The organism is Parabacteroides sp. KHUB-01, assembly GCF_056640935.1.
This window is the reverse complement of the sequence record NZ_CM153256.1, coordinates 1,971,130-1,985,851: the sequence shown is the minus strand read 5'-3', so window position 1 is coordinate 1,985,851 and position 14,722 is coordinate 1,971,130. Positions and strand designations below refer to the sequence as shown.

10 protein-coding genes are annotated in these 14,722 nt (G+C 38.4%); 6 read left to right on the top strand and 4 right to left on the bottom strand.

The window, feature by feature from the left end; all coding sequences use genetic code 11:
• Nucleotides 1-18: 18 nt before the first annotated feature.
• Both ACYIAR_RS08740 and pckA read right to left on the bottom strand, forming a co-directional pair.
• Entirely contained in the window at nt 19-1,113 is a 1,095-nt protein-coding gene (locus ACYIAR_RS08740) for a redoxin domain-containing protein (protein ID WP_480328891.1), read from the bottom strand.
• Between the two features lie 163 nt (nt 1,114-1,276).
• Entirely contained in the window at nt 1,277-2,884 is a 1,608-nt protein-coding gene (gene pckA / locus ACYIAR_RS08735; protein ID WP_480328889.1) for a phosphoenolpyruvate carboxykinase (ATP), read from the bottom strand.
• A 551-nt stretch (nt 2,885-3,435) separates the two neighbouring features.
• On the opposite strand from pckA, the gene ACYIAR_RS08730 reads away from it, so the two are divergent.
• The 6 genes from ACYIAR_RS08730 (at nt 3,436) to ACYIAR_RS08705 (ending at nt 10,508) form a co-directional block, all read left to right on the top strand.
• Complete coding sequence (locus tag ACYIAR_RS08730) at nt 3,436-3,891, top strand: hypothetical protein (RefSeq protein ID WP_480328887.1); 456 nt, start codon at nt 3,436-3,438, stop codon at nt 3,889-3,891.
• 72 nt (nt 3,892-3,963) lie between these two features.
• The gene (locus tag ACYIAR_RS08725) at nt 3,964-5,364 is read left to right on the top strand and encodes a THUMP domain-containing class I SAM-dependent RNA methyltransferase (protein ID WP_480333597.1); all 1,401 of its coding nucleotides are present in this window, start codon (nt 3,964-3,966) and stop codon (nt 5,362-5,364) included.
• A complete protein-coding gene (locus ACYIAR_RS08720) occupies nt 5,355-7,565 on the top strand; it encodes a S9 family peptidase (protein ID WP_480328885.1) in 2,211 nt (736 codons plus the stop codon). Before ACYIAR_RS08725 ends, ACYIAR_RS08720 begins: the two co-directional genes overlap by 10 nt.
• 135 nt (nt 7,566-7,700) lie before the next feature.
• Nucleotides 7,701-8,969, top strand: coding sequence for a phosphoribosylamine--glycine ligase (purD, locus tag ACYIAR_RS08715; RefSeq protein WP_480328883.1), 1,269 nt, complete (start codon nt 7,701-7,703; stop codon nt 8,967-8,969).
• A 103-nt stretch (nt 8,970-9,072) separates the two neighbouring features.
• The gene (locus tag ACYIAR_RS08710; protein ID WP_480328881.1) at nt 9,073-10,068 is read left to right on the top strand and encodes a hypothetical protein; all 996 of its coding nucleotides are present in this window, start codon (nt 9,073-9,075) and stop codon (nt 10,066-10,068) included.
• Nucleotides 10,053-10,508, top strand: coding sequence for a YqaA family protein (locus tag ACYIAR_RS08705; RefSeq protein WP_480328879.1), 456 nt, complete (start codon nt 10,053-10,055; stop codon nt 10,506-10,508). The genes ACYIAR_RS08710 and ACYIAR_RS08705 overlap by 16 nt, the downstream gene beginning before the upstream one ends.
• Nucleotides 10,509-10,586: 78 nt before the next feature.
• On the opposite strand, the gene ACYIAR_RS08700 is transcribed toward ACYIAR_RS08705, so the two are convergent.
• Nucleotides 10,587-12,278, bottom strand: coding sequence for a tetratricopeptide repeat protein (locus ACYIAR_RS08700; protein ID WP_480328877.1), 1,692 nt, complete (start codon nt 12,276-12,278; stop codon nt 10,587-10,589).
• A 168-nt stretch (nt 12,279-12,446) separates the two neighbouring features.
• Entirely contained in the window at nt 12,447-14,699 is a 2,253-nt protein-coding gene (locus ACYIAR_RS08695; protein ID WP_480328875.1) for a T9SS type A sorting domain-containing protein, read from the bottom strand.
• Between the last annotated feature and the right edge of the window lie 23 nt (nt 14,700-14,722).

The following is a 14,722-nucleotide window of genomic DNA, read 5'->3' as shown; positions in this document are numbered from 1 at the left end:
CTTAAATAAGCAATATCTTTATTTTAAGAACTTTTCCAGTTCTTTTTGCATATCCGGACCCGAGTCTGTCTTAACCTGTATTTTGTGTTGCTTGTCAATAAGAAAACAACGGGGCAAAGAGCTTATGTTATACAAGTCCAGCAATTGTGTTGCCTGACCTGCTGAGTCGGTTACCAGATTCCAATGGACATTACTATGCTCAAGAAGCTCTCTTAGTTTTTTGACATCATTATCCAAACTAATCATAACAACTTCAAGCTGCTCTTTTGGAAAATGATTGGCAAGTTCTTTCAATAAATCTTGTTTTGCAAGATATATATCCATCCAAGGTGCTGTAAAAATAAGCATAGTATATTTATTCTCGATTGAATCGAGAGAAACTATTTCCCCATGAATGTTTTTAACAGAGAAATTTGGAGCTGTCGAACCAGGCATAGCTCTTTTAGAACGTATACTGTATTCTTCAAGTTCTTTATAAATACGGTTCTCCCTGTGTTCTGTCGGGATAAGAGACAGTGCTTTGTCCAGATAACGCAAATGTTCCGGATTCATATACAGGAATTGTATAAGTATAAGTGCTGCGTCCGAATCAGGATTTTTAGTGATATATTCCATCACCGATTCGTTTATCTGCAAGTTTACGTTTGCAAGGCGAGCCATCAGGTCCGCTTTGTCAATAGAACTTATTCCAGTATTTTCAAGTGAACGTTTTATATCAGCTTGTTCACGCCACAAGGCACTATCTTTTTGTCTGACTTTGGTCAGTTCATTATTCAGTTTGCCTCCTTTAACTTTAAGTAATGCAGGATACAAGGCATTACCCTCAATCTCAATTTTTTCTCCCTTTTCAATAAATGCGGTTATCCAATAACTTTTATTTTCCCACATGAGCGTAACGCGGTCAAAATCGCCGGATTTATGCTCTATTTTAAAAACACCAGGTTTGTCACAAACCACAGTGTCAACGACATTTTCTTTATCATTTTCAAAAACAGCATAAATTGTCTGATTATCAAGATTGGAGAATTTTCCTTTTATCCGATAAGCAACGTCGTCTCCACAGGAAGACAAACTGAAAATCAAGCTTATTATCAAAAATAATCTATATAGCATCAGGTCTGTTTTTATCAGTTTAAGATATTTTATGCTGCAAATATAATAAGAATTAATGAAACAACCTTAATATTTATAAAAAATCTAAATTAGGTATAAAAAATAGTGCATAAAAAAAGCGTAAGGTAAAACCCTACGCTTTTTATATTCTGGTTTATTGTAATTACAATTTTGGACCAGCAGCAACCAAAGCCTTACCAGCTTCGTTACCTGTGAACTTAGTAAAGTTCTTGATGAAGCGACCAGCCAAATCCTTAGCTTTTTCTTCCCACTGAGCAGCGTCAGCATAAGTGTCGCGAGGATCCAAGATAGCTGGATCAACACCTGGCAATGCAGTTGGAACTTCGAAATCGAAGTAAGGGATCTTCTTAGTTGGAGCGCTGTTGATAGAACCGTCAAGGATAGCATCGATGATACCACGAGTATCGCGGATAGAGATACGTTTACCTGTACCGTTCCAACCAGTGTTAACCAAGTAAGCCTTAGCACCAGTCATTTCCATCTTCTTAACCAATTCTTCGCCGTATTTTGTTGGGTGCAATGACAAGAATGCAGCACCGAAGCAAGCAGAGAATGTTGGAGTTGGTTCAGTGATACCACGTTCTGTACCAGCCAATTTAGCTGTGAAACCAGACAAGAAGTAGTACTGAGTCTGTTCTGGAGTCAAGATAGATACTGGAGGCAATACACCGAATGCATCAGCTGACAAGAAGATAACTTGTTTAGCGTGAGGACCTTTAGAAACTGGTTTAACGATGTTTTCGATGTGGTAGATTGGGTAAGAAACACGAGTGTTTTCAGTTACGCTCTTATCAGCGAAGTCAATCTTACCGTTAGCATCAACTGTAACGTTTTCCAACAAAGCGTCACGTTTGATAGCGTTGTAGATATCTGGTTCAGATTCTTTATCCAAGTTGATAACTTTAGCGTAGCAACCGCCTTCGTAGTTGAATACACCTTCGTCATCCCATCCGTGTTCGTCGTCACCGATCAACAAACGTTTTGGATCTGTTGACAAAGTTGTCTTACCTGTACCTGACAAACCGAAGAAGATAGCTGAGCTCTTACCTTCTTTGTCTGTGTTAGCAGAACAGTGCATTGAAGCGATACCGCGCAATGGGTTCAAGTAGTTCATGATAGAGAAGATACCTTTCTTCATTTCACCACCGTACCAAGTGTTAAGGATAACCTGTTCTTTAGTCTTCAAGTTGAATACTGTAGCAGTTTCAGAGTTCAAACCTAATTCTTTGTAGTTTTCAACTTTTGCTTTAGCAGCGTTGAAAGATACGAAATCAGGTTCGCCATAGTTAGCCAATTCTTCAGCTGTTGGGCGGATGAACATGTTAGTTACGAAGTGTGCCTGCCAAGCTACTTCCATGATGAAACGAACTTTCAAACGAGTTGCTTCGTTTGCACCGCAGAATGTATCAACAACGAACAAACGTTTGCCTGACAATTCTTTTACTGCTTTAGCTTTCAAATCAGCCCATGCTTCTTCTGAACAAGGCTTGTTATCGTTTTTGTATTCTTCTGAAGTCCACCATACAGTATCTTCGCTAGCTTCGTTCTTTACAAAGAATTTATCTTTAGGAGAACGACCTGTGTAGATACCAGTCATCACGTTAACAGCACCCAATTCTGTAACCTGTCCTTTTTCGAAACCTTCCAAACCTGCTTTTGTTTCTTCAGCGAACAGTACATCATAAGAAGGATTATGAACGATTTCCTTCACATCGGTAATACCGTACTTGCTTAAATCTAAATTTGCCATCTTGATTAATAATTAAAAAATGATTGACTATTATTTATTTCTCTATTTTTCCACCTAAGTAAAAGATAGCGTGAATGGTATTTATTAACCTTTCCTTTTTTCACGTCACAAATGTAATATTTTTTTCGTTTGCAAATGTCTTATTAAGGAAATTTTTCAGTAATAAATATCGTTTTTCTATTTTATGTTAGTTTTTGATATATAGAGTTGGCATTCTGATGTTTTTTGTTTCTCAAAATTCCATATATTATGAAAAAGTTTTTCCATATATTGTGGAATTTTATTTTCATATATTGTGAAATTTTTGTTTCATATATTATGAAAAAACTTTTCCATGCAGCTGAAAAATGCTGAAAATGCAAATGGTTGATTGTGTGATGATTATTAAAACAGCTTTTATCGCTGCTTCCTTTATTTTGCGAATAAGAAAGGTTTTATGCATGTGACTTGAACTTATTGCTGACATTTTTTGGTTTAAGCTTACCATTTATAAATAAAATAACGGGATAAAATTTTATCTTTGCAGATAATACATACAGTTATTGATATATATGAAAAAAATAGTATTCTTTTTGTTTGCCCTTCTGATGACTTTTGCATCGTGTGAAGGGCCGATGGGACCTGAAGGTCCTGCCGGACCGGGAACCAACTGGAAAATTCTGACTTTCACTGTTGATTCCAGAGATTGGAAGATTATGCAGAACGAGGATGGCTCCAACCCAAGATTCTTTTATGAGTTTGAAGTTCCGGAAATTGATGAGTTTATTTATACAGACGGTTTGGTTTCAGCATATCTGTACACAAATGTTGGTATTGAAACTCAGACTCCACTTCCTTATGTCTTGCATCAGGAAGCTATGGATGATCAGGGAAATCTAGTTTTCTGGACTGAAACTTACACCTACGACTATTCTCCGGGTTCAATAGCTTTCTATTCAACATTCAGTGATTTCTTTGTTGATGTGAATCCTCCGACAATGGAATTCCGCGTGGCTCTTATGTGGTAACTAAGAAATTGAGATTATAGACTTAAGTATATATATTAACAAATTCAAAAACAAAACATGAATTCATTTGAAATGGTTGCTAAAACCCTTTACGGGTTGGAAGATGTGCTAGCACAAGAGTTGATTCAACTTGGCGCAACCGATGTACAGACAGGCCGACGCATGGTCTCTTTCTATGGCGACAAAGAACTTCTTTACAAGGCTAATTTCTATTGCCGCACGGCTCTAAGAATACTTATGCCGATATATAAGTTTAAAGCGAAGGACGCGGACACTGTATATAAAGAGGTGAAAAAAATCAAATGGGAAAATTATATAACCAACGACAAGACTTTTGCTATCGATTCGGTTATTTATTCCGAAGATTTCAACCACTCTAAATTCGTAGCATACAGAACTAAGGATGCTATTGTGGATTATTTCGTTGAAAACGGACAGAAAAGACCGTCAGTGAGAGTCAATAATCCTGATTTGCTTATCAATATTCATATATCTCACAATGATTGTACGTTGTCTATCGACAGTTCTGGTGAGAGTCTTCACAAACGTGGTTACAGAGTTGACCAGACTGAAGCTCCTCTTAACGAGGTTTTGGCTGCCGGTATGATTCTGAAAACCGGATGGAAAGGCGAGTCAAACTTTGTTGACCCTATGTGTGGTTCTGGAACATTGCTTATTGAAGCTGCGATGATTGCTTTGAATATTGCTCCAGGTGTTCACCGCAAAGAATTTGCTTTTGAAAAATGGGTTGATTTTGACCGTGAACTTTTCGACAGAATTTATAACGACGATTCTCAGGAAAGAGAATTCAACTTTATGTGTTATGGCTCTGATATTTCTCAGCAGGCTATCGACATTGCAATGGAGAATGTCCGCAGTGCAGGTCTTACTAAATATGTTTGCCTGAAAACTTTGCCGTTCCAGCAGATGACTTCGGCTCCGCAGCCAGGTATTTTGGTGACAAATCCTCCTTATGGTGAACGTATTTCGAGCCGCGACCTTCTTGGTTTATATTCTATGATTGGCGAGCGTCTGAAACATGTGTTCATGGGTTATAAGGCATGGATTCTTTCATATAAGGATGAGTGTTTCGACAAAATTGGACTTCGCCCGTCTGAGCGTTGCAAACTTATGAACGGTTCGTTGGAATGCGAATATCGCTGCTACGAAATATTTGAAGGAACAAACAAAGAATTCAAGAAAAACAAGGCTGAAAATGAAGCTAAGAAAGGTAATCGCAATTCTGATGATGATGACAGACGTAAGGATCGCAGAGAATCAAAAGGTGCGTCTAATTTCAGAAACCAGAAGCCAGACCGTCCTGAACGTCGTTTTGCAGCATTGTATTCTGAAGATGAAGAAGTTCGCCGTTCTTCACGCCCTGGAGTCAAGAGAATGGGAAATTCCGGACCGGGCAAGATGAAATATAAGGAAAGAGAAGATAGAAAGGATAAGAAAAGAAGATGGAACTAAGAAAAAGTGGTTTGGTTTGTCTCTGTGCCATAGCTTGTGCTTCGATAGCTGTGGCTCAGAGTAAGGATTTGGGCTTGCAGGACTTGATTCCGGGCGGCAAGAATTATAGCCGTTTTGTGCCGAAATCTGTTCCTCAGCTTCAATGGTGTGGTGATAGTTATCTTTACACCAAAGGTGATTCTGTAATTATGGGCGACGCAGTTCGCCAGGGTAAGAATTCCTTGAAGTGTGTCACCACTTTGCAGACAATGAATAAGGCTTTGGAAGATGCCGGTCTGAAAACTATCGGCAATATGCCAAGAATTTCCGTTCCGGATCAGGAAGAAGAGGAAATTCTGAGTTTCCGTGCCCATAATGTACTTGTACATTATAATTACAAGGAAAACAAGGTGGAACGTTCTTATAATATGGACAAAGGTGGTGCAAACTATGAATATTGTCCGGCTACCGGCTATTTTGCTTTTACTGAAGGCAACAACGTCCGAGTTCTTTCTCCTGAGAATAAAGTAAGCGTTGTTACTGATGAGAAAGGCGAAGGTATTGTCTGTGGTCAGTCCGTTCATCAGAACGAATTTGGTATTCACAAAGGATTGTTCTGGTCGCCTGACGGTTCACAGCTTGCATTCTACAGAATGGACGAGTCAATGGTTACACCTTATCCGCTGGTTGATATAACAGCTAGATGTGCCACTGTGAATCCTCGCCGTTATCCGATGGCAGGGATGAAGAGTCATCATGTAACAGTCGGAATATATAATGTTGAATCAGGAAAGATAACATGGTTGAAGACTGGAACACCTAAAGAGAAATTCCTAACAAATGTAGCTTGGAGTCCGGATAGCAAATACGTCTATATAGCGGAGCTTAACCGTGAACAGAATGAAATGCATTTGGTTCGTTATTCTGCTGAAACAGGAAGTAAGGACGCAGATTTGTTTACAGAGAAGAATGAACATTACGTTGAGCCGCAACAGCCGGTATTGTTCTTGCCTGAGAATCCTGAGCAATTCATTTGGCAGAGCCAGCGTGATGGTTTCAACCATTTGTATCTTTATAACACAGATGGAACTCTTGTCCGTCAGCTGACAGAAGGCAGATGGATTGTAAGTGATGTTTTGGGATTCGACGAAAAAGGTGACAACTTGTTTATATCGGCAACTAAACCTATTTCAGCTGATTTGCCTGAATCTAACAATCCTTTGTCAGTAAAGACATGGAAGCTTAATATCAAGAAAGGAGCATTGTTGTGTATGTCGCCAAGCGAACAGAAAGTTGGTGTTCACAACACAATGTTAAGCCACGACGGAAAATATCTTATTGACAATTATTCATCTTGGAATGTTCCTCGTAACATTGATATTATCGAAACTAAAAAGGGCAAGACTCTGAAGAATATTCTTACGGCAAAGAATCCTTATGAAGGTTATGTAATGCCGGAAGTGGAACGTGGCACAATAAAGGCTGCCGATGGCACAACAGATTTGAATTATTTCATTGTAAAACCGGGAAATATGGTTCCTGGAAAGAAATATCCGACAATTGTGTATGTATATGGTGGTCCGCATGCTCAGCTGGTAACAGGAAACTGGATGGGCGGCGTTAGCGGTTGGGATATTTATATGGCTAATCGCGGATATGTTGTATTCACAGTTGATAGCCGTGGTTCGGCAAACAGAGGTTTTGATTTTGAAAGTGTAATTCACCGAAATCTTGGAGTGAATGAAATGGCAGACCAGGTGAAAGGTGTGGAATTCCTGAAAACGAAATCTTATGTTGATGCTGACCGTATCGGAGTTCATGGATGGAGCTATGGTGGTTTCATGACAACAAACCTTATGCTTACATATCCTGATATATTCAAGGTTGGAGTTGCTGGTGGTCCGGTTATTGACTGGAGTAAATATGAAATCATGTATGGTGAAAGATATATGGACCGTCCTCAGGAGAATCCGGAAGGTTACAAGAATGCAAATCTTAAGTTGAAAGCCGGAAACCTGAAAGGTCATTTGCTGATGATTCATGGAGATATCGACCCGGTTGTAGTATGGCAGCACAGCCTCGGCTTCCTGAAAGCTTGTGTTGAAGCAAATACTTATCCTGATTATTTCGTATATCCGGGACATGAGCACAATGTAATAGGCAAGGACAGACCTCATTTGCATGAGAAAATAACTCGTTATTTCGATGATTATTTGAAATAAGGATAGGGGATTGAGAAGTTAAGGAACCAAGGAGTTAAGTAGTAGAGTTGAATATATTCTTAATATAGTTCCTTGTTAACTCGTTCCCTCGTTCCCTTGTCAACTTATAAACTCAAAAACTTAAAAACTCAAAATATGAACATCTTATTATTAGGTTCAGGCGGTAGAGAACACGCCATTGCTTGGAAAATAGCACAAAGCCCGAAAGTAGATAAATTATTTATTGCTCCGGGAAATGCAGGAACAGCTCAGGCTGGAACAAATGTAAATATCAAAGCTGACGACTTTCCTGCAATCAAGGAATTTGCTTTGGCAAATGACGTGAATATGGTTGTAGTCGGTCCTGAAGACCCACTTGTTAAAGGTGTATATGATTTCTTCAAGAACGATGCAGAACTTGCTGGAATTCCTGTTATCGGTCCAAGCAAAGCCGGTGCACAGCTTGAAGGTAGCAAGGACTTTGCAAAAGCATTTATGATGCGTCATAATATTCCTACTGCAAGATATAAGAGTATTTCTGCAGAGAATCTGGAGGAAGGATATGCTTTCCTTGAACAGCTTGAAGCTCCTTATGTTCTTAAAGCAGATGGTTTGGCTGCAGGAAAGGGTGTATTGATTATAGATTCTTTGGAAGAAGCCAAAAAAGAACTTGGCGATATGTTGGGCGGAATGTTTGGTGATGCCAGCAAGACTGTTGTAATCGAGGAGTTCCTTGATGGTATTGAATGTTCTGTATTCGTAATTACTGACGGAAACGATTATAAAGTATTGCCAGTTGCAAAAGATTATAAACGTATCGGCGAAGGCAATACAGGACTTAACACTGGCGGTATGGGTGCAGTTTCTCCTGTTCCGTTTGCTGATACTGTGTTCATGCAGAAAGTTGACGAAAGAATTATCCGTCCGACAGTTGAAGGTCTGAAGTCAGAAGGCTTGGATTATAAAGGTTTTATTTTCCTTGGACTTATCAATGTCAAGAACGAACCGATGGTTATAGAATACAACTGTCGCATGGGTGACCCGGAAACAGAAGTTGTAATGTTGCGTATCAAGAGTGATTTGGTTGAGCTTCTTGAAGGTGTTGCTGCCGGAAATCTTGCATCTAAGACTCTTGTAGAGGACGAACGCGCTGCAGTTACAGTAATGTTGGTTAGCGGTGGTTATCCTGAAGCTTATGAAAAAGGAAAAGTAATGACAGGAATGGAAAACGTTACTGACAGTATTCTTTTCCACGCAGGAACAAAAGAAGAAGACGGAAAGATTCTGACAAACGGCGGACGTGTTATCGCAGTCAGCTCATACGGAAAAGATAAGGAAGAAGCACTTGCCAAATCATTTGCCGGAGCAAAAGCGATTGATTTCGATAAGAAATATTTCCGCAGTGATATCGGATTTGACCTGTAAGAAATAAACCAGATAAAGAGTTGGGGAGGAAATATATGGCTTATGGCCAGTCTTTCCCCAGCTCTTTTTTATAGTATTTATTGCATAAAATTCTCTTGTTTTTATGTTTTCTTCCCGATATACGACCGGCAAGCTTTCGATTTTCCTTTTCATTAATATTGCTTGTATTTTGTGTTGGATTGCCGGATATATTTTCTCGATAGGTTATCCTGTTTATGGAGAAATATCAGCTCCTCCATTGTGGAATTATATTTGCCAGATAATGCCAGAGAAAGGAATAACATTTATGATAGGTTTCTTTCTTATGGTTGGCGGAGCGTTTTTGGTTCATAGGGCAAATTATTCACTAATGCTGATTAGAGAGAAAACGCTGTTGCCAGTTCTCTTTTATATGCTCCTTAGTAGTACAAATCCGGATTTTTTCCCAATTAAGTCAGCTTCGTTTGGAGTTTTTTGCCTTGTGTTGGCAATTTATCAGCTTTTTATTTCATATCATAATCCTTACAATACATACAGGGCATTCAATGCTTCTTTTATTATAGGAGTGGGAAGTTTGCTTTGGACTTATATATTGTGTTTTCTGCCATTATTCTGGTTTGGAATGTATAAATTCCGCTCACTGAATATACGTTCGTTTGTGGCTTCAGTTATGGGAGTTATTACGATATATTGGTTTGTATTCGGCTGGTGTGTTTGGCAAAGCGATTATTCAGCATTAAGCATTCCTTATCATACATTATTTAAGATACAACCATTACAGATTTTTAATTCTGAGTGGACAGATTGGATTGGTATAATATATGGAGTGATACTTATTTCTATAGCTTCAATAAATATAATTACCCATGAGCATGAAGATAATTTGCGAACACGTCAATTTCTTTCGTTCCTTATATTGATGACTGTATGGTCTTTTGGCCTTTTCTTCCTTTACGAGCAGTCTTCAGAAGAGTTCTTGCAAGTTATAGGTTTGCCGGCTTCTATTCTCATAGCTCATTTCTTTACCGTTGTAAAAGGGAAATATGTGTTTTGGATGTTTAATGTGTCATTAATTGCTTATTTTATATTCTTCATTCTTCGTATATGGAATTTCTTATAGATTTTGGATACATAGGTGTTTTTATCGCCTCTTTCCTTGCTGCGACAATTTTACCATTCAGTAGTGAGGTAGTTTTGACCGGTGTGCTTCTTGCCGGCGCTTCTTATTGGCCATGTATGATTGCTGCCACTTTAGGCAATTTCCTTGGCGGAATGAGTTGCTATTGGTTAGGAATGTTGGGAAAAGTGGAGTGGATTGAGAAATACCTCAAATTGGATAAGGTAAAATTGCAGAAAGTGCAAAATTGGATTGAGGGAAAAGGTTCATGGATGGCATTCTTCGTTTTTTTACCTGGCATTGGTGATTTTATTGCTGTTGCTCTTGGTTTCCTTCGTGGTAATGTATGGATTGTTGCTATTTCAATGTTTTTGGGCAAAGCCTTGAGATATTGGGTATGGATGGAAATGGTGTATAAAGTTCAGGAAGTTGCAGCATTCTAATAATAAGGATATAATAAAAAAGAACCCCGACTGTTCTGGACAGCCGGGGTTTATTATTTTTATCTTATTGGAATCTTATTATTTTACCAATGCAGTGAAATCTGAGTTAGTAGCATATTTAGCAAATTCCAAATCGATAGCAGCTTCTTTCTTCATGTTGCTGTCTTTAGCAATAGCGTCTTTCAAGTTGCTGATTACGCCGTTTGCATCGTTAGTACGAGCAGCAACGATAGCTTTCAAGTAAGAAGTTGTAGCGTCAGCTTTAGCAACACCGTTCAAAGTCTGAGAAGCTTTGCTGTAATCTTTTGTCAAGATCTGAGCCAAAGCAGCATTGTTAGATTTGATTGAACCGAATGAGTTAACAGCCTTAGCATATTCGCCCTGTTTCAAGTAAAGAACACCAAGAGCTTCGCTCAATTCTGCAACGCCAGAAGCGCTACCGAACAACTGCTGAGCTTTAGCCTGGTCACCCTTAGTCAAAGCGATCAAACCTAAGTTCATGTTAGATTCAGGATTGTTCTTAACTGAGTTAGCTTTGTTGAACATCTGTTCAGCCTTAGCCAAGTCACCAGCACGGAATGCCATCATACCGATGTTGTTCCATGTACGGTAGTCGTTAGGATACAATTCAGAAGCTTTGTTATAGATAGTAGCTTTTTCTGCATCATTGTTAGTCAATGTAGCAGCGTAAAGGATTTCTTCAACGTTCAATTCTTTAGGATTGCTCTTAGCCAAAGCAGAGATTTCGTCGTCAGATTTACCGATGATTTCGATGTTAGCGATCAAGCGTGAACGACGCAACTGAGGCAAGATTTCTTCAGCCAATGTGCTGAATACAGAAGAAATGTTTTTGATTTCCTGTTCGCGCTGTTCAGAATCTTTGTACATTGAAAGAACACGCAATACCAAGTCTTTATCCTGGATGTTTGATTTAGAAACCAATTCCTGGAAGCCTTCCCAGTCCTGAGCAGTATATTTAGCGTCAACTGGAACGTCAACTTTCATCTTCTTCAATTCTTTAGCCAAATATTTAGAAGTGTTACCTTCACGTCTTTCAGCCAAACCTTCATTCAATTTCAAACCACCATCAGGAGAAGCGTAAGCCTGGATTTCGATTGCTACGTTCTGGTTAGGAGCTTCGTCTGCATTCTTAACCAAGTCTTTCCAGTCAGCGATTTCATCTTTCTTCAACTCTTTAGAGCGAAGTTCAGCCTGCTGGATTAAGAACATGATGTTTGCATCGTGAGCTTCTTTGATGATGCGCTGGAATTTATCAGCAGCGATAGCAGCGTTAGCTGTAGCAGCGTCTGCCAATTCTGAGGTAGCGATTACACCTTCACCGATTTTCAAATCAGGCAATTTAACAGTTTTGTTTTTGATTTTAGCGTCGAATGTCAAATACAATTCAGATTTTTTCATTTCTGGTTTGTAAGTGAAATTAGATTTCATTGTAACATTGCCGCCCTGTTTGTAAGCAATAACTTGGTTGTTACCCTGAACTTTTTCACCCTGGTAAGTGTAAGAAGTTCCCCAAGCTTCGCCGCCTTCATAACGGATTACCGGAGTAACAGTTACTACAGCTTTTTTGTTGAACCATTTTGCTGGGAATGTAGCGTTGATAGTAACAGGAACTTTACCACCGATAGCTTCCATCGGCTGTGGTTCTGCTTTAACGTATTCTTCTGCTAACGGTTTCAATTTGTTAGAACAAGAAGAAAAAGTCAAAATTGCTGCCAATACTAAGAAAGGCAATAAAAACTTTCTGTTCATAATTGTTGTAAGTTTAAATAAAATGTTTGTATATATTTTTTAATCTTTTCTACCTAACACATAACCAAGTGACAAAAGTACAGCATTTTTTTAATTTGGATATCAAACTTGCTTTAAAATATTTAAGGAAAAGTGCTTTTTATGTAAATATCAAGGTGAAAACAGATACTATAATACTATTTTCTTTGTCACAGACTGATTTTTCCCCTCGACTTTTATAATATAAATGCCTTGGTTGATATTTTTAGGATTGATTATGTTTTCTTTCTGAAGATTGCTGGAATATTCTACCAGCTCACCTTTCATTGAATAAATCCTGAAATAAGAATCTTTTGCAGTCTCTTCATCCGGGAAAATTATCCGTATTTCTTTTGTTGAATTCTCAACATAGATTATTATATCTTCCGAAGCTGGAGAGGTGACATCTTCGTTTGAAACTAAAGTCTTGTATTCTATCACAGGATCCAAATATAATGATGTGGCAAAACCTGCTGCTGCATATTCTGTTGATTTTTTCCAAATATCTTTTTCTTTTATCCATGTAGTAGCTCCACTTATACAACCTTTGGGAAGATTGTACGCTGCAAAAGATACTTCATCAGATGCTTGTTGAATTTTGTAACCTATATAAAATCTATTATTGACTTTAACGGGAGTTTCAAATCGGATAAAATGTTCTTGCGCTCGTCCAAGTGGTTTGTTTGTTTCAATAAATGAGTCATTCTCCAAGTTAAGATAACTAGGCTTGAAAGTTTCACTATATAATAATGTATAGGGAGAATTATTGTTGCTGTCATAAACAACAATTTCCACATTCAAATTCTCAGTAGATTTACCTATTTCTGGAGTCACAATATAAGTACCATGAAGAATCGCATCTCCTGATAGAGAATATTCCTCAAGATATTCGGAATTTCCTGAAGAATTATTTCCAAACAAAGGTCTAGAATCAGTTGAAGAATAAGCTGAACACTCTATTTTCTCTTTTTGACCTGAATCTCCAACATTACTCAGTCTGAAACATGACGTGTTTGAATATGGATTCATCCCTTCGCAGTCTTTAGCTCCAGTATTTTGTGGGTCAAGCCAGTGTTTTAACTGTTTGTTTTCTTCTTTTTGCTGGTCCCAGATTTTAGAAAGAGAATAAAAATAGTCATTATATGGTGAACCTTTTTTTGATTGTCCTCCACTCAGTGCCCCAATTATCCTATTATTTGAGTTGAATAGGGCAGAACCGGATGAACCTCCGGCTGTGTATCCTATATCCCATTTCTCAATATACCAATGTGATTGGGCAAAAAAAGGAAAGCTACTGCTTGTGAAGGTCTTTAGTTCTACATTATTATATGTCAGACTAATTCGTTTTGTAGAATATGACGGATGCTGTATGCAAAAGAAAGGAGATTTCCCTGCATTTTCGATATTCCAACCTGCAAGATAAGGTTGATAATAAACAGGAGGAAGCTCTAAAAGCTCTAGTAGAGCCATGTCATTCCCTTCAGATACGGCTCTATAATGTGCCGAAGCTGTTGTCATTTCCTCCGTTCCTCTGAGTATAGTTTTACACAACGGACTGTTATAATTGTAAAAACAAACTATGGAGTTAGCAACTTTCTCGTAATCTGGATTAGTAATAGTAAATGATTTGTTCAGGCAATGCGATGCTGTCAACAAATAAGGCTTTCCATCTTTTTGTGTATTATTTATTAATGTACCTGTACAGCCTGTCGTTCCGTCAATTATCATCAGAACGACACTGTGACCTAGTTCATTATAACTGCTTGAACTGTCTGCATAACAGCTAAGAGGAGGAATTTCATCAAGTGATTCTTTTCCTTCTTCCGGTTCTTTTCCTTTGAAATCACGGTAACCATGATTTACCTCTCCAACTGTTAGTCTTCCCGGAAATTCTGCCAGTCTGGGTTCCTGATACTCAATTATTATTCTTTCGCCGGTAATTGGTGCAACAGGCAATATGTCGAGTTCAGAATTATTTTCATTGGTGAATGAGCCAAGTATTTGTGTTTGGGTTTCGTCATATAAGAAAAGTTTTGCACCTGCAGGTAATTCATATTCACTGAACAAAACATTGATTGACAATGCGCCGGGAGAATAAATGCCAAGTCGCCAAACTTTTGTCCCGTCTTCCAGGATAAATGAACTTCCAGAATTACTTCTGTTGAAGTTTGTCATAAATTTATAGGCAAAACGAAATCCGCTCCTGTGGTCTGACTCGTTCAGCGAGTCAATACGGAGTTCTTCTGCCACATCAAAATATGGCATCTGTTCATAAACAATATTCTGAGTACTTCGCAATGAAGTCAAAGGAAGAGGCGAACCTCCATGACTGACTTGTGCAGTGACTTTTCCGATAAACAGGATAACAAGACTTAACGTCAATATAAATCTGTACTTTTCCATAATGTTGCGAATATAGTGAAAGT

What these genes read in the sequence shown, in the direction of transcription:
- ACYIAR_RS08740 (WP_480328891.1), bottom strand. Translation starts at nt 1,113, where the DNA reads ATGCTATATAGATTATTTTTGATAATAAGCTTGATTTTCAGTTTGTCT.
- pckA (WP_480328889.1), bottom strand. Translation starts at nt 2,884, where the DNA reads ATGGCAAATTTAGATTTAAGCAAGTACGGTATTACCGATGTGAAGGAA.
- ACYIAR_RS08730 (WP_480328887.1), top strand. Translation starts at nt 3,436, where the DNA reads ATGAAAAAAATAGTATTCTTTTTGTTTGCCCTTCTGATGACTTTTGCA.
- ACYIAR_RS08725 (WP_480333597.1), top strand. Translation starts at nt 3,964, where the DNA reads ATGGTTGCTAAAACCCTTTACGGGTTGGAAGATGTGCTAGCACAAGAG.
- ACYIAR_RS08720 (WP_480328885.1), top strand. Translation starts at nt 5,355, where the DNA reads ATGGAACTAAGAAAAAGTGGTTTGGTTTGTCTCTGTGCCATAGCTTGT.
- purD (WP_480328883.1), top strand. Translation starts at nt 7,701, where the DNA reads ATGAACATCTTATTATTAGGTTCAGGCGGTAGAGAACACGCCATTGCT.
- ACYIAR_RS08710 (WP_480328881.1), top strand. Translation starts at nt 9,073, where the DNA reads ATGTTTTCTTCCCGATATACGACCGGCAAGCTTTCGATTTTCCTTTTC.
- ACYIAR_RS08705 (WP_480328879.1), top strand. Translation starts at nt 10,053, where the DNA reads ATGGAATTTCTTATAGATTTTGGATACATAGGTGTTTTTATCGCCTCT.
- ACYIAR_RS08700 (WP_480328877.1), bottom strand. Translation starts at nt 12,278, where the DNA reads ATGAACAGAAAGTTTTTATTGCCTTTCTTAGTATTGGCAGCAATTTTG.
- ACYIAR_RS08695 (WP_480328875.1), bottom strand. Translation starts at nt 14,699, where the DNA reads ATGGAAAAGTACAGATTTATATTGACGTTAAGTCTTGTTATCCTGTTT.